The sequence below is a fragment of the Agrobacterium leguminum genome (assembly GCF_015704895.1).
GTDB classification, from domain to species: Bacteria; Pseudomonadota; Alphaproteobacteria; order Rhizobiales; family Rhizobiaceae; genus Agrobacterium; species Agrobacterium leguminum.
Genome location: NZ_JADQWB010000011.1, coordinates 48,565 through 69,190, shown reverse-complemented (window position 1 = coordinate 69,190; position 20,626 = coordinate 48,565). Strand labels below are relative to the sequence as shown.

The 20,626-nt window shown below is 62.0% G+C and carries 16 protein-coding genes; 4 read left to right on the top strand and 12 right to left on the bottom strand.

The window, feature by feature from the left end; genetic code table 11:
• Window positions 1-60: 60 nt before the first annotated feature.
• Entirely contained in the window at window positions 61-1,680 is a 1,620-nt protein-coding gene (locus tag I3J13_RS16655) for a response regulator (protein WP_196379550.1), read from the bottom strand.
• 409 nt (window positions 1,681-2,089) lie between these two features.
• Between I3J13_RS16655 and mutL the strand changes: the two genes are divergently transcribed.
• Both mutL and I3J13_RS16645 read left to right on the top strand, forming a co-directional pair.
• Complete coding sequence (gene mutL / locus I3J13_RS16650) at window positions 2,090-3,922, top strand: DNA mismatch repair endonuclease MutL (protein WP_080853240.1); 1,833 nt, start codon at window positions 2,090-2,092, stop codon at window positions 3,920-3,922.
• Between the two features lie 139 nt (window positions 3,923-4,061).
• Window positions 4,062-4,283, top strand: a complete 222-nt coding sequence (locus I3J13_RS16645; RefSeq protein WP_196379497.1) for a DUF2093 domain-containing protein — start codon at window positions 4,062-4,064, stop codon at window positions 4,281-4,283.
• A gap of 193 nt (window positions 4,284-4,476) precedes the next feature.
• Here the strand turns inward: I3J13_RS16645 and lpxK are convergent, their stop codons facing one another.
• The 6 genes from lpxK to I3J13_RS16615 form a co-directional block, all read right to left on the bottom strand.
• Window positions 4,477-5,523, bottom strand: a complete 1,047-nt coding sequence (gene lpxK, locus I3J13_RS16640) for a tetraacyldisaccharide 4'-kinase (protein ID WP_196379496.1) — start codon at window positions 5,521-5,523, stop codon at window positions 4,477-4,479.
• Between the two features lie 149 nt (window positions 5,524-5,672).
• Window positions 5,673-6,410 carry an HAD family hydrolase gene (locus I3J13_RS16635; RefSeq protein ID WP_196379495.1) on the bottom strand — a complete coding sequence of 246 codons (738 nt, stop codon included), beginning with the start codon at window positions 6,408-6,410 and terminating at the stop codon, window positions 5,673-5,675.
• On the bottom strand, window positions 6,404-7,726 hold the full coding sequence (waaA, locus tag I3J13_RS16630) for a lipid IV(A) 3-deoxy-D-manno-octulosonic acid transferase (protein ID WP_127756293.1): 1,323 nt from the start codon (window positions 7,724-7,726) through the stop codon (window positions 6,404-6,406). Before waaA ends, I3J13_RS16635 begins: the two co-directional genes overlap by 7 nt.
• 216 nt (window positions 7,727-7,942) lie before the next feature.
• A complete protein-coding gene (locus I3J13_RS16625) occupies window positions 7,943-8,182 on the bottom strand; it encodes a DUF4170 domain-containing protein (protein ID WP_003521023.1) in 240 nt (79 codons plus the stop codon).
• A gap of 61 nt (window positions 8,183-8,243) precedes the next feature.
• Window positions 8,244-9,050, bottom strand: coding sequence for a 3'(2'),5'-bisphosphate nucleotidase CysQ (locus I3J13_RS16620; RefSeq protein ID WP_196379494.1), 807 nt, complete (start codon window positions 9,048-9,050; stop codon window positions 8,244-8,246).
• Between the two features lie 93 nt (window positions 9,051-9,143).
• Window positions 9,144-10,490, bottom strand: a complete 1,347-nt coding sequence (locus I3J13_RS16615) for a TldD/PmbA family protein (protein WP_196379493.1) — start codon at window positions 10,488-10,490, stop codon at window positions 9,144-9,146.
• 116 nt (window positions 10,491-10,606) lie between these two features.
• Here I3J13_RS16615 and I3J13_RS16610 point away from each other — a divergent pair, with 116 nt between their 5' ends.
• Window positions 10,607-12,445, top strand: coding sequence for a monovalent cation:proton antiporter-2 (CPA2) family protein (locus I3J13_RS16610; RefSeq protein WP_196379492.1), 1,839 nt, complete (start codon window positions 10,607-10,609; stop codon window positions 12,443-12,445).
• Between the two features lie 176 nt (window positions 12,446-12,621).
• On the opposite strand, the gene I3J13_RS16605 is transcribed toward I3J13_RS16610, so the two are convergent.
• The 3 genes from I3J13_RS16605 to I3J13_RS16595 form a co-directional block, all read right to left on the bottom strand.
• The gene (locus tag I3J13_RS16605; protein WP_196379491.1) at window positions 12,622-13,548 is read right to left on the bottom strand and encodes a patatin-like phospholipase family protein; all 927 of its coding nucleotides are present in this window, start codon (window positions 13,546-13,548) and stop codon (window positions 12,622-12,624) included.
• Between the two features lie 187 nt (window positions 13,549-13,735).
• Window positions 13,736-14,293 (bottom strand): 16S rRNA (guanine(966)-N(2))-methyltransferase RsmD, encoded by a 558-nt coding sequence (rsmD, locus tag I3J13_RS16600; RefSeq protein ID WP_003522938.1) that lies wholly within the window; start codon window positions 14,291-14,293, stop codon window positions 13,736-13,738.
• The gene (locus I3J13_RS16595; protein ID WP_196379490.1) at window positions 14,274-16,196 is read right to left on the bottom strand and encodes a pseudouridine synthase; all 1,923 of its coding nucleotides are present in this window, start codon (window positions 16,194-16,196) and stop codon (window positions 14,274-14,276) included. Before I3J13_RS16595 ends, rsmD begins: the two co-directional genes overlap by 20 nt.
• Window positions 16,197-16,267: 71 nt before the next feature.
• On the opposite strand from I3J13_RS16595, the gene I3J13_RS16590 reads away from it, so the two are divergent.
• Complete coding sequence (locus I3J13_RS16590) at window positions 16,268-16,726, top strand: nucleoside deaminase (RefSeq protein WP_059760756.1); 459 nt, start codon at window positions 16,268-16,270, stop codon at window positions 16,724-16,726.
• Between the two features lie 50 nt (window positions 16,727-16,776).
• Here the strand turns inward: I3J13_RS16590 and I3J13_RS16585 are convergent, their stop codons facing one another.
• The gene (locus I3J13_RS16585) at window positions 16,777-17,421 is read right to left on the bottom strand and encodes a hypothetical protein (RefSeq protein ID WP_020811782.1); all 645 of its coding nucleotides are present in this window, start codon (window positions 17,419-17,421) and stop codon (window positions 16,777-16,779) included.
• Between the two features lie 201 nt (window positions 17,422-17,622).
• Window positions 17,623-20,580: an isoleucine--tRNA ligase gene (gene ileS, locus I3J13_RS16580; protein ID WP_196379489.1), complete on the bottom strand. Its 2,958-nt coding sequence runs from the start codon at window positions 20,578-20,580 to the stop codon at window positions 17,623-17,625.
• Window positions 20,581-20,626 lie beyond the last annotated feature (46 nt).

Here is a 20,626-nt window from a genome sequence, read left to right as displayed (position 1 = left end):
ACCGCGCTCACAATGCAGGGCAAGTATTAAAAAAGCCATAGCCTGCCGACAAAGGCAATGTCAGGCCTGCAGCCGCAGGACATCCTTACCGAAAAGCCGCAGGAAAACCGCCTCGACCATATCCGGGCTGACGGGTTTCAGCAGCATGTCGTCCATGCCCGACGCGCGGCATTTATCGAGATCGCCCTCAAAAGCGTGGGTGATGACGCCGACGATGGGAATGTGCTTTTCGCCGCAAAGGCCGCGCATGCGGCGCGCGACTTCGAAGCCGTCGATATCGCCCAGCGTCGTGTCGAGCAGGACGGCGGAAGGCGGCTGTTCGGCAAAGAGACGCAGCGCTTCCTCGCCCGAGGTGGCGAGCCGCCAGGAAAGCCCGAGGCCCTCGAGTATCTGCGAAAAGACGATCTGGTTGACCCTGTTATCCTCGACGAGAAGTATCTCGCAGACGCCGCCGGTCTTGAGGATTTCAGGCAGGTCCTCCGTCATGATCTCCCAGTCCTCGTCGGCGGTTTTCTCCTTCGGGGACGATTGCAGCCCGGCCGCAAGATAATGCAGCAGCGAAGCGTCTATCTCCTCTTCCTCGATGGTGACGACGGGCAGATCATGCGCGGCGGCAATATCGAGGCAGGCGACGCTCATCTGGGCGTCGACAACGACCACATCGATGCTCACGCCGGCGGAGGTCGCGACGTCGATGAAGGCACGCTGCTCGTCCTCGCTCGTCACCGCCGCATGGTCCATGCCGCCCGCTGTCAGCCGGCGACCGGCCGCTTCCGCAAAGCGTCCGTTTTCAGAGACGATCAGCACCGCCTTGCTCTTTAAAACCCCGCCGCGCTTTTCCGTTTCCTCATCCCTACCGTAAGTGGAGGCGACGAAAGGGACGTGTTCAAGCGAGGGGATGACGGGCATGCCGTTGGCATCGATGGTGGCGAGAGCGGTCACGTCCTCCATCGTCGTCACCAGGAAATATCGGCCGGGCCTGCCCACACGCTGCTTGCGGGTGATGGTCAGTACCTCTTCGCCGTTCAGCCGCCGCACCCTTTCGGGGATGACGCTCGGCGTGCCGCTATCCAGCACCATACGATCGGCAATATCGATCCGTCCGGCGACCTTGCGCGAGTGGAGATCGAAAACGGTGCGGCCGAGAATGCTCTCGGGGCTGGTTTCGACCAAAGCGCAGGCGGATTTGTTGACGGCGGCATAGGCCATGTTCCGGTCCTTGACGAAGACGGGAAACGGCAGATTGTCGAGAATATCCTCGATGAGCTGCACGCGCTCGAGGTCGATGCGCCATTGCTCTTCGCGCTTCTTCTGTTCGGAAATATCCGCAACCACGCTGATGCCGAGGCCCGACGGCAGGCGGTTCATGACGAAGCGCAGGAAGCGTTCTCCCTTCAGCCTCTCGGTTTTTTCCGATCTTTCCTTCCAGTGCAGCGCCAGCCGCTCGCCGATCCATTCCTCCCGGCCGAGCGGGCGGGCGTTGGCGGAGAGGCTTTCCGCCTCGAGTAGATAACAATCGTAAAGCGCACTCAGATAGTCGCGCAGCCGCGCGCCCGGGCCGATGACGGCCTCTTCCAGCGGAAAAAAGCTCAAGAGTTTCCGGCTTGCGAAAATAATGTGATCGTTCCGGTCGTAAACGACGATCGCCGCGCCAAGCGCGTCGCAAAGGGCATCAAGCATCACCGTATGAACGCCCGCGCCAGAGGACGCCAAATCACTCAACTGCAAACTCCCGCCTGTTTTTCAGGGGTCAGGCTTATGTTTCTACTGGAATCGTCCAGGGCAGATGCCGGGATGAAACGAAAAATTCCGAAAAAGAGACATCAGGGTTTGCAACTTGAAGCAGTCTTGAGGGGAAGATGACGCTCACCCATATTCGACGTCACACACCGCCCGGCGAAGGCGGCCCCGTTCCTGCGGTCATTTCAAGCCGCCTCACCATAATCAAGGCCGATTAAAGGCGGATTAACGCTTAATGCCATGTTGACGGAAATGATCGAATGCCGGACAGGCCGCAAAACATGTGCAAATTTCCGCAGCTCGAGTTTTTTGCTTTCGAAGCCACGGCGAATCCGCGAAAATGACGATCATGGCCATCAAGCAGCTTTCAGAAACCCTCATCAACCAGATCGCCGCCGGCGAGGTCATCGAAAGACCCTCCAGCGCCACGAAGGAACTGGTGGAAAACGCCATCGATGCGGGCGCGACCCGGATCGAAATCGCCACGGCGGGCGGCGGCAAGGGGCTGGTGCGGATTACCGACAACGGCTCCGGCATGTCACCTGCCGATCTGGAGCTGGCGGTCCGGCGTCACTGCACCTCGAAAATTTCCGATACGCTGGACGATATCCGCACGCTCGGGTTTCGCGGCGAGGCGCTGCCCTCCATCGGCTCCGTCGCCAAGCTGACGATTACCAGCCGCCAACAGGGCGCGGAACAGGGTTCGGTGATTTCCGTTACCGGCGGCAAGGTGTCCGATGTGCGGCCCGCCGCCTCGAATGCCGGCACCATCGTCGAGGTGCGCGACCTGTTCTTCGCCACGCCGGCGCGGTTGAAATTCCTGAAAACGGAACGCGCCGAGGCCGCCGCCATCACCGAAGTCGTCAAACGGATGGCGATCGCCTTTCCGCATATCCGTTTCGTGCTCTCCGGCACCGACCGCTCGACGCTCGAAATCCCTTCGACCGGCGACGATCATCTGGCCCGCATGGCGCAAATCCTCGGTGCCGAGTTCAAGGACAACGCCATCGAGATCGATGCCGGGCGCGAGGATGTGACGCTGACCGGTTTTGCGGGCGTGCCGACCTTCAATCGCGGCAACTCGGCGCATCAATATGTCTTCGTTAATGGCCGCCCGGTGCAGGACAAGCTGCTTTTATCCGCCATTCGCGGCGCCTATGCCGAAACCGTGCCGCATGGGCGTTATCCGGTCGCGGTGCTATCCATCACGCTCGATCCCGCCTTTGTGGACGTGAACGTGCACCCGGCAAAATCCGACGTGCGTTTTCGCGATCCCGGCCTCATTCGCGGGCTGATCGTCGGCGCGATCCGGCAGGCGCTGACGCGCGACGGCGACAGGGCCGCGACGACGGGCGCGAGCCAGATGATGAACGCCTTCCGCCCCGGCTACAGCCCGTCCGGCCTCCGGCCCTCGCCTTCCATGGCAGCCCCCGCGCCGTGGTCCGCCGCCACCTCGCCCTCCCGCCCGCTTGCGGTTTCAGGCGGTGCGCAATTTGCGGAGGCGGTGCAGTCACGCTTTTCCGACATCACCATGCCGACGGCGCGGGCCGAGCCGCGGGACACTGACGAGACCGCCGCAAGCCCCTCACCGGAGCCTGTGCTTTATCCTCTCGGAGCCGCGCGGGCGCAGCTCCACGAGAACTACATTATCGCGCAGACGGAAAACGGCCTCGTCATCGTCGACCAGCATGCCGCGCATGAGCGGCTGGTGTTCGAACAGATGCGCAATGCGCTGCATTCCAGGCGGCCGCCTTCGCAGGTGCTGCTCATCCCTGAAATCATCGATCTGCCGGAAGAGGATTGCGACCGGCTGATGGATCATGCCGCCGGTTTCGATGCGCTGGGGCTCGTCATCGAGCGTTTCGGGCCGGGCGCGGTCGCCGTCCGGGAAACGCCCGCCATGCTGGGCGAGGTCAACGTGCAGGGGCTGGTACGCCAGCTTGCCGACGAGATTGCCGAATGGGACGCGGCCTCAACGCTTGCCAACAAGCTGGAATATGTCGCGGCCACCATGGCCTGCCACGGTTCTGTGCGCTCCGGCCGGCGGATGCGGCCGGAGGAGATGAACGCGCTTCTGCGGCAGATGGAAAACACACCGGGTTCCGGCCAGTGCAATCACGGCCGTCCGACCTATATCGAACTGAAACTTTCCGATATAGAACGGCTATTCGGCCGTAGCTGACGCCACAAGCAGGCGGGGCTGGCCTTGCGCCGCGCCGGGCTATATAAATTTGAGATACTGGAGCACCCAATTGTTCAGGAAAACGCTGCGCCGTTTCGGACTGGGTGCCCTGACGGGACAGAGCAGGAGACGAAAACGGATGAACAGATTTGAAGGAGGCGGCAACCGCCTCGCCGTCATCGAATATCTCGACGGTGACTTCCGCATCGTCCAGACCGGCTCGCACGTCATCTGCGCCATCACCGGCAAAAACATTCCTCTCGATGAGCTGCGCTACTGGAGCGTGGCACGGCAGGAGGCCTATGTGGATGCGGCGGCTTCGCTGGAAGCCGAAAAGAAGGCTGGCAATTTGCCGGTGTGAGTTGGGAAGCGGTGCGTTGAGTATAGCGCGTGTGCCTCCCCTCATCCCCGTGCTTGTCACAGGGATCTAGCCAGCCCAAGTCCTTGGGCTGAAAGGACTCTTCCCGCCGCGCGGACGCGCGTCGACTGGTTTCCTGTGACAAGCACAGGAATGAGGAGAAGTGGGTGCACGGCGGTTTATCTTCTTCGGTACTCTAAACCGACGTCCGCGCATTGTCCCGCAGCAAGCGCGCACGGCAGTTCCTCACCGCCGCATCGATGATCGTCGCGGCCGCGTTGGGGTCGTCGAACACCATGTCGATTTCGATCACCAGGCTGTTCCACAACAACTCTTCCGCCCGGCCGTGGTGCCCGCTAAGCCGCACCGCGTCCTTGGCCGTCGTCACCAGTTGCAGGTTGTCTTTGCCGGCGTCCTGTAGAAGATCGGCAATTTCGTCATCGCTGAAATGATGATGATCCGGGAAAGAGCGCTGCAGCACGATGTCGCCGCCGAGCGCCTCGACGGTTCGATAAAATTTGGCCGGGTCGGCGATGCCCGCATATGCCAGCACGCGCCTTCCCCTGAAATCCTGCGGCTCCTGCGGCGTGATCGCCGCAACGAAGACGGGTTTGGCAGCCTTTGCCGCCTGCCGGACCAGGGCATCAGCCGCATGGCCGCTGCCGACCTTCAAGAGCCCGGTCATATGCCGCATCTGCTCGGCAAGCGGCGCCCTCACCGGGCCGCCCGGCACGAGATGGCCGTTGCCGATGCCGCGCATCGTATCGATGACGACGAGCGCATAATCCAGCGTCAGGCGTGCGCTCTGGAAACCGTCATCCATGATGATGAGATCGACGCCCTCCTTCACCAGTCGGTGTGCGCCTTCCACGCGCTTGCGGGAAATGACCGTGACCGCCTCCCGCGCCAGGAGCAGCGGCTCATCGCCGACATCGGCCGAGCGGTGCTGTCCGGGATCGACAAGGGTGGTGACATCGAGCGTGCCGCCGTAACCGCGGCTGAGAAATCCGGGTTTCAGGCCCTTTGCGACGGCGGCTCTCGCAATTGCCATCGCCGTCGGTGTCTTGCCGGCGCCGCCCACGGTGAAGTTGCCGATGCAGATGACCGGAACAGAAACGCCTGCCCTCTTCGCCGTTCGCATCCGCCGGCCGGCGATCTTGCCGTAAAGAAGCGAGAAAGGAGACAGGAGCCACGCCTGCCAGCCCGCTTTCTGCCACCAGAACGGCGGCGCTTCAGAAACCATCTATTCCCGCTCCCGGCCGCGTCGCCCACGGCATTCCGTTCGCCCGTCACATGTCAGGAGGTTGTTTGCCAGAAAAAACCGTAAATTGCAAAAATGGAATAAACGGGTTTGATGGAGCCGCACCCGGCCCGGCGGAAATTCCACCGGGTTCAGAGAGCCCGTTCCGGCAAAAGCGATTCAAGCGCCGTGATGTCGTCGAAACAAAAATCGGCATCGGCGCCGAGGCTTTCGCGCGAGCCTGTTCCGGTCAAAACGGCGATACGCAGACCGGCACCGGCATTCTTCGCCATATGCAGATCGTGATTATTGTCGCCGACCACCGCCACACGCTCCGGCGGGAAGCCTATCGCCTCGCAGAAACCGAGAACCATGCCGGGCTGCGGCTTGGTGCCGTAACCGCTGTCATATCCCGCGACAAAATCGACGTCCTTTTCGAAACCGAAGCGGATGGCCGTCTGGCGGATGGAGTTTTCATTGTCGCTGGAGGCGATGCCGAGCTTGTAGCCGCGCGCCTTCAATCTAGCGAAAAACGCCTTGAGATCGGTGACGGGAACGGATTTATCCGCCGCCTCGGTGAACAACCGGTCGAGGCGCGCCGTCAGTTCTCCGACATCGCAGGGCGAGCCGGCGGCAACCAGACCGGCGGCGATTTCCGCCGTATTGCCGGCGGCCAGAAGGCTGTCCGGTACGACATGACCGGTAACGGGGTCCATGCCGCAGGCGGAAAGAAGCCGGTCGGCAAGAACCGGATCGCCCTTGGCGGCAATCGCCGCAAGTTCGCGGTTCACCGGACCCCAGCTGGCGTCATAGCCGAGAAGCGTGCCGTCCTTGTCGAAAAGGACTGCGGCGATCGATTGCGCCGCGTTGAGTTCGATATCCGCTACCATGAACCGATGGCGCTCCGCGGTTGCAGCTTGGCGGAAACGGTGAGCGGATTGATATAGGGTTCCAGCGCCTTGACGGTGGAGGACAGCGCACCGCGCATATCCTGAATGACCCGGTTGCCCGCATCGATCATCTTGTAACGCTCATTGTCGTTGACCAGCAGATAATGCACCGCCTTGGCCAGCATCTCCACATCGCGGATGATACGACCGCCGCCGGCGCGGATCAGTTTCTGATAGGCCTCGCGGAAATTCTGCACATGTGCGCCAGACAGGACGGCGCAGCCGAGCATTGCCGGCTCCAGCGGGTTCTGCCCGCCCTCGGCCGTCAGGGAGCGGCCGACGAAGGCAAGCTCGGTCAGGCGCAGGTAAAGCCCCATTTCACCGATGGAATCGCCGAGGAAAATATCGGTTTCCGGGGTGATCACGTCATTGCGGCTGCGGCGGGCGACCGAAAGATTCATGCCCTTCAGCATCGCCTCGACATCGTCGCCGCGCTCGGGATGGCGCGGCACGATGATGGTCAACTGACCGTTGCGCGACTTGATCGCCGCATGCACGGTGGCGGCAGCCTTCTCCTCGCCGTCGAAAGTGGAGATGGCAGCCCATGTCTTGCGATTGCCGACCTGCTTGCGATAGCTCTCCAGAAGCGCCTCGTCGCAGGGCGGCGGGTCGGTGTCGCCCTTGAGGTTGCCTGAAATCACCACCGGCCAGGAGCCGAGATCGCGGAAGCGTTCGGCATCCACATCGGATTGCGCAACCACCAGCGCCAGCTTGGAAAACAGCGATTCAGCAATGTCATGCCGGGCTTTCCAGCGGTCGAAGGAACGGTCGGAGAGACGTGCATTGACCCGGATCTGCGGAATGTGCCGGCGTTCCAGCTCCATCATCGTCACCGGCCAGATTTCCGATTCAGCGGTGATGGCGGCATCCGGCGCCCAGTAGGTCAGGAAGCGGTTGACCGCGATCTTGATATCGAGCGGCACATATTGGTGGATCACATCGTCGCCGAGCCGCGTGCGGGTCAGTTCGGCCGAGGTGACGGTGCCGGTGGTCAAAAGCACGAAGATATCGCGCTTGCGGATTTCGCGGATCAGCGGAATAAGCGCCAGCGTTTCGCCCACGCTTGCGGCATGGAACCAGACCAGCGGCCCACGCGGGCGCTCGGCGCTGGCATAACCGAAGCGTTCGAGCCGACGGCGCTTGTCTTCCTTGCCCTTCGCCGCCCGATAGGAAAGATAGGGTTTCGCGAACGGGTAAGCGGCGATACCGGCAATGCGGTAACCGGAAAGAGCGAAACGTGCGATACGGCTGCTCATGACATTCTGCCCTTGATCATTCCGCGCAATGCCCTTCCCCTGTTTTTGGTTGTTATCGCCGCCTACTTCTTCTCAAATTGCGTCATTTTTTGTCATCGGAAACGAAAGCGCGATCACATTTTCTCGCCCCGGTATTCCCGGCCTGCGCCGCTCGCGCAGGAATCACGGGAAAACTCGCTTTCACCCAATAGTATTACAACGCAAGGGCAAAAGGACTCAAATTTTGTCGTCCGGATTGAGAAGACGGTGCATATGCACGATAAAATAACGCATATGGGCGTTATCGACAGTCATTTGCGCCTTGGACTTCCATGCGGTGAGCGCGGAAGCATAGTCCGGATAGATACCGACGATATCGAGCGCCTTCAAATCCCGGAACTGAACATCCTGAAGGTTTTCCAGTTCGCCGCCGAATACGAGGTGCAGCAGCTGTTTCTGTTTGCCAGATTCCGTCATGTCTTTGTCTCTTTCTTAAACTCTGAGAGAGGCATTCATCTGCGGGATTTCCCGGCAAACGTCAACTGTCAGACAGATGTGAAAACGCTTTCAAAAGTGCAGGCAGCGCATAATCTGCTGCGGCGCACAATGCGGGGTGGTTCACCTGCTGGCGATTATACATCAGAGGTTTTCCATCGAGCCCGACCAGCCGGCCGCCGGCCTTCTCCAGAATGAGGTCGGCGGCGGCGAGATCCCACTCGTGCGAGTTGGCCTTGACCAGCGTTCCGTCGATGCGGCCATCCGCCACCATGGCCAGCCGGTAGGCGAGCGAGGGCACGTGCGGAATGCGCTTGACGCCGCCCCGCACCTCTTCCGGCAGATGCGCGATCACGTCTTCAGGCGCCGCCAGATGGAAGATGCCGGCGTTTTCGCGCGCGACAGAAACGGGCGCCCCGTTTTTCAGCGCTTCGCCGCCTTCAAATGCGGTGAACTCCTCGGCAAGCGCCGGGGCGACAAGGGCCGCGACCACCGGCCGCCCCTCGTGCACCACCGCGACGCTGACGCACCAGGTATCCCGGCCGCCGATGAAGGCGCGGGTGCCATCGATGGGATCGACGACGAAGACGGTGGAGCGGGAAAGCCTGTCCGTATCGTCATCCGTCTCTTCGGAAAGCCAGCCGTAATCCGGCCGGGCGGAGCGCAGGATGGTTTCGAGGATTTCATTGGCGGCGTAGTCGGCCGCACTGACCGGCGAAAGTCCGCCATTCTTCCACCAGACCTCGGGATCCTTGCGGAAGAAACCGAGGGCCGTCTCGCCCGCCTTGCGGGCGGCTTCGAGGACCAGCCTCAGATCAGAGGCCCAGCGGGCCTCAGCCATATCGTTCATTTTGCCGTCTTTTCCGCGCGCCTCACACGGCGCGCCCGTTTTTCTTTTCGCACTTGCACACAAAGTGCCGGCGAAAACAACCCGCAGGCCGTCTCACTTGCCCGCGATCGTCATGCCTTCAATGGCGAGCGTCGGGGCCGCGACGCCGTATTTGCGATCGATATCGTTAGCCGGCGTGACCCGCATGAACATGTCCTTCAGGTTCGAGGCGATGGTGACCTCGGAAACCGCGAAGGTCTTTTCACCATTCTCGATCCAGAAACCGCTCGCCCCGCAGCTATATTCACCCGTGATCATATTGGCGCCGTGGCCGATCAGCTCGGTGACGTAAAAGCCGGTTCCGACCTGTCTCAGCAGGTCATCCGGCGAGAGATCGCCCGGCTCCAGCGCCAGATTGGTGGAAGCCGGCGAAACCGCCGTGCCGCCGCGCACGCCGCGACCGTTGGTTTCAAGGCCGAGTTCCCGCGCGGCCGAGGTGGACAGGAACCAGTGCTTGAGAACACCGTCCTCGATCATCGTCATCTTCTCGCCGCGCACGCCCTCGCCATCGAAGGGACGCGAGGACGGGCCGCGCACGATCTGCGGATCGTCGGTGAGATAAAGGCCCTTTTTCAGAACCTGCTGGCCCATTTTATCGCGCAGGAAGCTGGTCTTGCGAGCAACCGAAGCGCCGTTGATGGCGCCGGCAATCGCGCCGACAAAACCGCGGGCGATGCGTGGATCGAAAACCACGGTAATGTTGCTGCCGGTATCGACCTGACGCGGACCGACGCGGCGCACGACTTTTTCACCGGCGCGGCGGCCGATTTCTTCGGCGGCATCGAGATCGGCATAATAAAGGCGGCTGTCGAAATCGTAGTCGCGCTCCATCTTCGTGCCTTCGCCGGCAATGACGCTGACGGAACGGCTGAAGCGGCTGCCCATATAGCTGCCGGAAAAACCGTGGGATGTGGCAAGCACGAGGCCGCCCATGCCGCTCGATGCGCCGGCGCCGGAGGAATTGCTGACGCCCTTGACCGCAAGTGCCGCCTCTTCCGAGGCAAGGGCCGCCTCACGCAGCTGATCCGCCGACACGTCCGTCGCATCGAAAAGCTCGAGATCGTCATAGGAAGTGGCCAACCGTTCCTTGTCCGCAAGGCAGGCAAAGGGGTCTTCCGGCGAAACCTTCGCCATGGCCACGGCCCGCTCCGCCAAGGTCTTCAGGTCGAAACCCGGATTGGCCGAAACGCTCGCCACCCGTCGGCCAACGAAGACGCGCAGGGAAAAATCGTCGCTTTCGGAGGATTCGGTGCTTTCCACCTTGCCGAGCCGTACGCCGACCGATTGCGAGCGGGAGCGAACGACAACGGCATCCGCCTCATCCGCACCGGCGGCGCGGGCAAGATCGACAAGCTGGCTGGCGCGATCGAGAAGTTTGGAAGAATCTATTTCTGAGGACATGAGTTGGCCTTTCATTCCTGTTCCATTTATTGTGCCAGCAACCCCGCATCAAGGGCGAAACGCCGCTTTCTCCATTCGGACGGTATTGTCGCCAACCTATTCGAAAGTCCGCCCGCATGACCGAGCACGACGCTCTCTTTTCCGAACCCCTGCTGCTTCTGGCCGGCGCGGTCATCGCGGCCTCGGTTTTCCGCAAGCTCGGGCTTGGCACCGTGCTCGGTTATCTGGTGGCGGGCATCATCATCGGGCCGTTCCTGCATCTGGTCACAGATGCGAAGGACATCTTCAACGTCTCGGAACTCGGCGTGGTTTTCCTGCTCTTCATCATCGGTCTCGAACTGAAGCCGTCGCGCATCTGGCAGATGCGGCGCGATATTTTAGGACTGGGGATGGCGCAGGTGCTGGTGACGGGCAGCGTGCTGGCGGCGATTGCCTGGTGGGCGGGGCTGATCGACTGGCGCGGCAGCCTCGTCGCCGGTTTCGGCCTTGCGCTTTCCTCCACCGCCTTTGCGCTGCAAATCCTTGCCGATGACGGCGACATGAATACGCGGCACGGCAACCGGTCCTTTTCGATCCTGCTGTTTCAGGACCTCGCCATCGTGCCGCTTCTCGCCCTCGTCACCATTCTTTCCAACCGGCCGGATGTGCCGACGGATTCGATGGTGTCCGATCTCATCGCCTCCGTCGTTGCCGTGGCGGGCATGGTGCTCGCCGGGCGATATCTTCTGACGCCGATGTTCCAGATCATAGCCCGCACCGGTGCGAGGGAGGTGATGATCGCCGCCGCCCTCTTCGTTGTCATCGGCGCCGCCGCCATCATGGAGGCGGTGGGCTTGTCGATGGGCATGGGGGCGCTGCTGGCGGGGCTGATGCTGTCGGAATCCTCCTATCGGCACGAGCTGGAAGCCGATATCGAGCCGTTTCGCGGCCTGTTTCTGGCGCTGTTCTTCATGGCGGTCGGCATGTCGCTGCATATTCATATCGTCTATGAGCATATTCTGCTCATCCTGATCGCCGTGCCGGCGATGATGGCGGTGAAGGCGGCGCTGATCTATGGTCTTTGCCGCATCGCCGGCTCGTCGCGTTATGCATCGAGCCGCATCGCGCTGCTGCTGGCGCAGGGCGGGGAATTCGGCTTCGTGCTCTTCACCACGGCTGCCGCCTCCGGGCTGTTTCCGCAGGCGACGGCCTCGATCCTCGTTGCCGTCGTCACGCTTTCCATGGCGCTGACGCCGCTTCTGGCGGTGATTTCACGCCGGCTGACGGCGGAGGATGCGGAAGAGGACAAGCTGGAAGAGGATTTCGACGGGGCGGGTGCGGATGTGCTGATGATCGGTTTTTCCCGCTTCGGCCAGATCGCCTCGCAAATCCTGCTCGCTGGCGGGCGCGACGTGACCGTCATCGACAGCTCGGCCGACCGTGTGCGCCAGGCCGCCCGTTTCGGCTTCCGCATCTTTTTCGGCGATGGCACCCGCAAGGACGTGCTGATCGCCGCCGGCATCGAGCGGGCCGATCTCGTTGCGGTCTGCACCCACAAAAAGGAGGTGACCGACCGTATCATCGACATGATCCAGTCGGAATTTCCGAGCGTGCGCATCTATGCCCGCTCCTATGATCGCGTGCATTCCCTCGACCTCAGGAAAAAGGGCGTGGAATATGAAATCCGCGAGACGCTGGAATCGGGCCTGCTGTTCGGCAGGCGCATTCTGGAGGGGCTGGATATGGACGGTGAAAGGGCGCTGGCGATTGCCGACGACATTCGCGAACGCGACGAGGAGCGGTTGCAGCTACAGGCCGTGGAAGGCCTCGCCGCCGGCCGGCAGATGCTGCACAACAAGCCGGTGCGCGAGGTGAAGCCCGAACCGCTGATGAAGCCGAAGACCAAGGCGGAAAAGTGGGAAGAAGAAGAAGAAGAAGAGGATGCGGAGGACAGCGAGACGGAAGTTTCGCTGTGAATTGAGTTCAACTTAGTGACTGGGGGCGCACCGCTTGTTTCTTCTCCCCGCCGGGGAGAAGTCCGCGGCAGCGGGATGAGGGGGCAAGGGTAGCGATATTCGGAGAGGGTACCCCCCTCATCCGGCCCTTCGGGCCACATTCTCCCCATTGGGGAGAAGAAAACTCGCCTCACTTGTCACGCCTCCACACCCTGCCCGCGGTGAAACAGTTCCACCTGCATGTCGATCTGCCGTTTCAGATCGTCCTTGATGCCGGCCGATGCGTTCAGCACCTCTTCGGACTTCAGGAAATCCAGCACACCGAAACGGTGCACGGGCGGGCGCAGGAAAATATGCGGCGGGCGTAACCGCAGTTTCAGGGCAATCGCCGCCTGCATCATCAGCTGGCTGGCGCCGAACAGGCTGTCCAGCCGGTTCGGCATGGTGGTTCCGTCGCCTTCCGGGCCGCCGACGACATCGACGCCGATGACGATATCGGCGCGGTCCAGCAGATGCTCATAGGGCACCGGATTAAAAATGCCGCCGTCGATCATGATGCGGCCATCGATACGCACTGGCATGAACAATGCGGGAATGGCGGCAGATGCGGCCAGCGCCTGGATGATCTCGCCGCGTTCCACCACCACCTCGGTCTGGGCGTAATAATCCGTGGCTATCACTTTGAGCGGAATGGCAAGCTCGGAAAAATCCTTCGGCAGAGCCTGCGGCATCAGGGCGTGCAGGATGAGTTCGAGGTTGAACTGCCCGAGGCGAAAACCGTCCACCGCATGGCGCATCGATGCCGGGCCGAGGCTCCAGAGCCGGTTGGCGACCGAGCCTTTTCGTCCCATCAGTTCAAGCGTGTATTCACGGATTTCCCGGCCGGTCATGCCGGCCGCCATGCCCGCGCCGATGATGGAGCCGATGGACGAACCGGAAATCGCAACGGGCCGGATACCGAGTTCGTCCAGCGCCTCGATGACGTTGATGTGGCAGATGCCGCGTGCGCCGCCGCCGCCGAGGGCCAGTCCGAAAGTCGGCTCATGGCCCCCCGCACCGTCACCTTCGAGAACCTCTTCCCCGGCGCGGACGATCGTTATGCTCTCGTTTACACCCTGCTCCATGCGAATACCCAAATTCTTTCCACGGCAAAGACTCTGCCTATTGCGCAAACAAGACAAGACCGTGGCGTGACGGTAAACGCTCCTGTTGGAGCATTTTCGCTTTTCTTCGAATCGCGAAAACACTCTAACTCTTTGTTCTGTCGCATTTCCGGACGGAAAACCGGGCTCCACTTTTCCTGGAAATGCTTTAGGGCTCGTAACGGTAGAAATGCATTTTCGTATCGCCGAAGATGCGGCTTTCGAGCGGTTTGAAAACCGGATCGACCTTGACCGTCACATCGCCGCGCTCTTCGAGGATGGCGAGCGCGCCGGGGTTCAGCCAGCCGCCGCCATGGGCGGCCGCGAAAGCCTTCTCGCCATGGCCGTAGCCATAGGGCGGATCGGCGAAGAGAAGATCGAAGGGCTCGATATTGTTGACGCCGCCGAGCTTGGTGGCGTCACGCCGCAGGATACGGGCGCGGCCATGCAGACCCAGCGCATCGATATTTTCCCAGAGCAGCCCCCTGCCCTCCACGCCGTTTTCGACGAAGAGCGCCACGCGACAGCCGCGCGAAAGCGCCTCCAGACCGACCGCACCGGTTCCGGCGAAAACGTCCAGAACGCGCGTGCCATCCAGACTTTCCGGATAGGCATGGCTCAGAATATTGAAGAGGCTTTCCCGCGTCCTGTCGATGGTCGGACGAATGGAATTCGATTTCGGCGCGGCCAGTGTCCGGCCGCGGAACTCACCGCCTACGATCCGCATTACGTGTCATTCCCCTGCCTCCAGAAGGTTTGCCACCCGGGCCTTTGCCGCCCGGCTTGCCGCCGCCGGGACCACCGGGGCCTTTGCTCTTGCCTGAGAAACCCGAACGTTCGCCACGCTCGCCCGATTTTCCGAAAGATGGCTTGCCGAATCCGGATTTACCGGCCGGCTTGCCGCCACGGGGCTTGTCTCCCGCCGGGCGCTCGCCGCGTGGGCGGTCACCGTCTTCACGGGGCCGGTCGCGGAACGGACGGTCACCGAAAGGTTTTTCGCCACGTGGGCGGTCGCTGCGCGGGCGGTCACCCTCTTCGCGCGGCTTGTCACGGAACGGCCGGTCGCCGAAAGGTTTGCCGCCGCGTACCGGGCGGTCACCGAAGCTCTTTTCACCGCGTGGACGGTCGCTGCGCGGGCGGTCCCCATCTTCACGCGGCTTGTCGCGGAATGGCCGGTCGCCGAACGGCTTTCCGCCGCGTCCACCGCGATCACCGAAGCTCTTTTCGCCACGCGGACGGTCGCCGCGTCCGCGACCACCTTCTTCTTCGCGGGGGGAATCAGAACGGATCCACTCGCCCTCGGCATCGGCATGCCGCACGACGTTGCGCCGCGCCTCGTCCTGAGCGGAAGGCTTCTTGAAGAGGTTTTCGGCTTCCGCGCGGGCGGAAGACTTGCGTTCCTTGCCGTCACGGGTGGGCCTTGCACCGGGCGCCATCCAGACATTGGCCGTGCGGCTGGTGCCGGCGGCCTGGCGTGGGCGGCGGTCGTCGCCTTCATCCTCGCTGCGGCCCTTGACGCCAAATTTCCCGGCGGGCTTGGAGCCGAACTTGCCAGCCGGCTTGTCGCCGCGCTTGGTGTCGAGCCTTCCGAGCGCCTTTTCACGACGATCCTCGGACTTGCCGCTCTTTTCGAAGCGCGGCTTGCCTTCCGGCGCATCGCTCTTCGCCCATTCGGATTTTACGGGCCGCTTCGGCGCGTCGTCTTCTTCATCCTCAACGGGCGCATTGTAGATCGGCGCGTCGAAATTCGCGCCGGCCTGTTCGATCAGACGCGGGCCGAGCTGGTCGCGCAGCATGCGACCGCGCACTTCCAGCACCTTGCCTTCAGCGAGATCGCCGAGCTGGAACGGACCGTAGGAAACGCGGATCAGGCGGTTGACCTCGAGACCCAGCGCGCCGAGCACGTTCTTGATTTCGCGGTTTTTGCCTTCACGCAGGCCCATGCTGATCCAGACATTGTGACCCTGGGTGCGGTCGAGCGTGGCGTCGATCGCGCCGTAGAGCACACCGTCGACGGCAATGCCTTCCTTCAGCTTGTCGAGTGCGGCCTGATCGACCTCGCCATGGGCGCGCACGCGGTAGCGGCGCAGCCAGCCGGTGGTCGGCAGTTCCAGCACGCGGGAAAGTCCGCCATCGTTGGTGAGCAGCAGCAGGCCTTCGGTATTGATATCGAGGCGGCCGATGGAGAGCACGCGCGGCAGTTCACCGGGCAGATTGTCGAAAACGGTCGGGCGGCCTTCCGGGTCGGAATTGGTCGTCACCAGACCGGCGGGCTTGTGGTAAAGCCACAGGCGCGTGCGCTCGGCGCCGCGAATCGGCATGCCGTCGACTTCGATCTTGTCGGACAGCGTGGCGTTGACCACCGGCGTATCCAGCTTGACGCCGTTCAGCGACACGCGGCCTTCCATGATCATGCGCTCGACATCGCGGCGCGAGGCCACACCGGCGCGCGCCATGATCTTGGAAATGCGCTCGGGCTTGGAAGCGCCAACGGTTTCCGGCACCGGGGCGGCCTTTGCCTCGGTCGGTTTCTTTTCGCGCTCTGCGGCGGGCTTGCCGGGGCCTTTCGGCTTCCTGTCGCGGCTAAATGTCTTGCCGCCGTCACGCTTCGGCTTGTCTTTAAAAGTCATTTGCTGTTTGCCTGTTGTTTGGGCTGTCCTATCAGGTCCAAGCACAAGGGTTAAGAGGAAATTGAAACGCAATGGCCGAAAGGACGCATTTCATGGAGCTGGCGCTTTCGGAAGCCCGTGCCGCGGCTAAGCGGCAGGAGGTTCCGATCGGCGCGGTACTGGTTATGGACGGCCGCGTCATTGCCCGTTCCGGCAATCGCACCCGTGAATTGAACGATGTGACGGCTCACGCCGAAATCGCCGTGATCCGCATGGCCTGCGAAGCGCTGGAGCAGGAACGCCTGCCCGGCGCCGATCTCTACGTGACACTGGAGCCCTGCACCATGTGCGCGGCGGCGATTTCATTCGCCCGTATCCGCCGGCTCTATTACGGCGCGCGAGACCCGAAGGGCGGCGCAGTGGAGAGTGGTGTGCGTTTCTTCAGCCAGCCGACATGCCACCATGCGCCGGATGTCTATTCGGGACTGGCGGAAAGCGAAAGTGCGGAAATCCTGCGGCAATTTTTTCGCGAGAAACGTCTCGACGATTGAGCGACCGGCGGGAGACGCAAGCTTTCCCGCAAGCCATCAGCCATTCGTTATTACTGGAAGGGGTTCCACCAGCTCTTGCCGGTATTTGCCACGGCCGCTTCTTTCTTGCGGCGCTTTTCCTTCTTCTGCTCCGGTTCGCCGAGATCGGTCAGCTGATCCTGCGGAACGCTGCGATATTCAGCCGGCGGATCGGTGAGGAACTTGCGCTGGGCGTTGACGACGGAGCCGCCCTGGGCATCGGCCTTGGCCTTGCGGAAGGCTTCCCATTTCTGGGTTTCGGTCATCTGGCCGGCCGTGCCGTTGCCGGCGAGCAGCGGCGAGCGATAATGCGGGTTGTTCTTGTTGGCATCCGCCTCTTCGCGCAGGCGTTCGCGGGTTTCTTCCGGCGATTCGACCCATTGCGGATTGTTTTCGCGGCTTGCCATGTTCTGCTGCGGCTCTGCCAGCTGTTCGGCGCGGGCCTGGGCGGGAACGACGAGGCCCGGACGGGGGCTGTATTTCAGGTTGCGCTTTTCCTGGTCATTGCCGGTGATCGAGGTCGCGTTGCCAAGATCGTCGACAAGCTGTTCCGCCGCCGTCTTGCCTGTGCCGTAGGTCGGGCTCGTGCACGCGCCGAGCAACACGCCTATCGTCGTGATGCCAACAACCGTGCGAAACATGCCCAAACCCTGCGCATTACCCTGCATCGTCTTCATTGAAACCCTTCCAGCCGTCCGTCCCACTTCGCCAGACATCGTCTTTCGGCAGGCGGCAGCCCGCATTGCCGTGCAAATCCGGCCATTTTCAGGCAGGTGTACCGGATGAAGAGGCAAAGCGCAATTCATCCGGTCATTTTCATCGCGCATCGGCCCGAAACCCGGAATCGGGTTTCGACAGGAACGATGCGCAGCTTCGGATCATCCGAGGGCTGCAAGCTCTCGCAGCGCGGCCGCATCGCGGGCGGAAACCTCCGGATAGGCCGGATCGGAGCCGACATCGGTGGTGATGCGCCAGGAACGGGCGCATTTTGCACCTTCCGCCAGCTTCTGCTCGACCACGACCTTTGCCACTTCCGGCAGGCGGAAGCCATCGGCCGGGCCTTCATCGCCAACCACCGAGATGGCGGAGGTGATGCAGATTTCGGCGAAATCCTGCCCCTTCAGCGCCGCCAGAAGATCGGCGTCGGCGATGTGTACGACAGGGGCTGCCTCAAGCGAAGAGCCGATGCGCTTTTCACGGCGTTCCACTTCCAGCGCGCCGGTGACGACCGTGCGGACCTTGCGGATCTTTTCCCATTTCGCTTCCAGCGCATCGTTCTTCCACTCGGCCGGGATTTCCGGGAACTGGACGAGATGCACCGATTCCGCATCCGGATAACGTGACAACCACGCTTCTTCCGTCGTGAAGGGCAGCATGGGCGCGAGCCACGAGACGAGGCAATCGAACAGCTTCGCAATGACCGACAGGGCCGCCCGGCGCTTCAGCGACGATGGCGCGTCGCAATAAAGCGTGTCCTTGCGGATATCGAAATAGAAGGCCGAAAGCTCGACATTGGCGAAATCCACCAGCGCGCGGGCGATCTTCTTGAACTCGAAACCGTCATAACCTTCGCGCACGACCTTATCCAGATCGGACAGGCGGTGCAGCACCAGCTTTTCCAGCTCCGGCAGATCGTCATAGGCGATCTCCTCGCCCTTGTAATGGGCAAGAGTGCCGAGCATCCAGCGGATGGTGTTGCGCAGCTTGCGATAGGCATCGACATTGGTCTGGATGATGGCCTTGCCGAGGCGCTGGTCTTCCCAATAATCCGTGGTCATGACCCACAGGCGCAGGATATCCGCGCCGGCGTCCTTCATGACTTCCTGGGGAGAAACCACGTTGCCCTTGGACTTCGACATCTTCTCGCCCTTCTCATCCATGGTGAAACCATGGGTGACAACGGCGTTGTAAGGCGCACGGCCGCGCGTCGCGCAGCTTTCGAGCAGCGACGAATGGAACCAGCCGCGATGCTGGTCGGAACCTTCCAGATAGACATCCGCCGGCCACTTCATGTCCGGGCGGTCTTCCAGCGTGAAGGTGTGGGTGCAGCCGCTGTCGAACCAGACGTCGAGAATGTCCATGACCTGCTGCCAACGGGCATGGTCGTGGTCATTGCCGAGGAAACGCTCCTTGGCGCCTTCGGCGAACCAGGCGTCAGCACCTTCGGCCTCGAAGGCCTCAAGGATGCGGGCGTTGACGGCCTCATCGATCAGGACTTCACCCTTCTCGTCGGCGAAGACGGCGATCGGCACGCCCCAGCTGCGCTGGCGCGACAGGACCCAGTCGGGCCGGCCTTCGATCATGGCGCGCAGCCGGTTCTGGCCGGAAGCCGGAACGAAGCGGGTGTCGTCGATAGCGCTCAGCGAGCGCGAACGCAGCGTCGTGCCGTCGCCCAGTTCCTTGTCCATATAGACGAACCATTGCGGCGTGTTGCGGAAGATGACCGGCTTCTTGGAGCGCCAGCTATGCGGATAGCTGTGCTTCAGACGGCCACGGGCAAACAGGTTGTTTTCCGCGATCAGCGCCTTGATGACGCGGTCATTGGCATCGCCCTTCTTGCCGTTATCGTCCATGACGCGGGCAGCGCCGCCTTCGGCGGACGGGCCGAAACCGGGGGCGTCTTCGGTGTAGAAACCGTCATCGCCAACCGGGAACGGGATGGCCGACGAAACGCCGCGCGCTTCCAGCTCGCGCTGATGTGCGGTCCAGACGTCAAAGTCCTCGCGACCATGGCTCGGCGCGGTGTGCACGAAACCCGTACCGGCATCGTCGGTGACGTGATCGCCTTCGAGAAGCGGGACCGGGAAATCGTAGCCAAGCGACGCCAAAGGATGGGCGCAGGTGATGGCGGCCAGTTCTTCGGTTTTCACGTCGCGAACGAGTTTGAAGGTCAGCTTTGCCTTGGCGGCTGCCTCATCGGCGAGCTTCTTGGCGAAGATAAGCTTTTCGCCCGGCTGCGGACCGAAATCGTTCTGCGCGCTTTCGACTTCGTAGAGGCCATATTCGACCCGCGACGAAAACGCGATGGCGCGGTTGCCAGGTATGGTCCACGGCGTGGTGGTCCAGATGACGACGGAAGCACTATAAAGATCAGCCCGAAGCAGATCTTTTCGTTCGACTGAATTGGTATCATCGGGATTGAAACCGAGATGGTATTCCACAACCGGGAACTTCACCCAGATCATGTCGCTCTCGACATCGGCATATTCGACTTCGGCTTCCGCCAGCGCCGTGCGCTCGACGACCGACCACATGATGGGCTTCGAGCCACGATAAAGCTGGCCGGTGCGGGCGATCTTCAGCAGTTCGCCGGCGATGCGGGCTTCGGCGTGGAAGTTCATCGTGGTGTAGGGATTGTCGAAGTCGCCCTCGATGCCGAGGCGTTTGAACTCTTCTGACTGAACCTTGATCCAGCCAGCCGCAAAGTCACGGCATTCCTTGCGGAATTCGTTGACCGGAACCTCGTCCTTGTTCTTGCCCTTGGCGCGATAGGCTTCCTCGATCTTCCATTCGATCGGCAGGCCGTGGCAATCCCAGCCCGGAACGTAATTGGCGTCGTAACCGCGCATCTGGAACGAGCGGGTGATGACGTCTTTCAGGATCTTGTTCAGCGCATGGCCGATGTGGATATTGCCGTTGGCGTAGGGCGGGCCGTCATGCAGCACGAATTTTTCGCGGCCGGCGGCGGAGGCGCGCAGGCGTTTGTAGAGGCCCATTTCCTGCCAGCGTTTCACCGTTTCCGGTTCCTTCTGCGGCAGGCCGGCGCGCATCGGAAAATCCGTCTGCGGCAGATAGAGGGTGGCGGAATAGTCGAATTTTTCTGCGGTGTCGCTCATAATCGTACCGTTGTTGCGCGCCGTGTCGGTCGCGCCGTCTCAATTT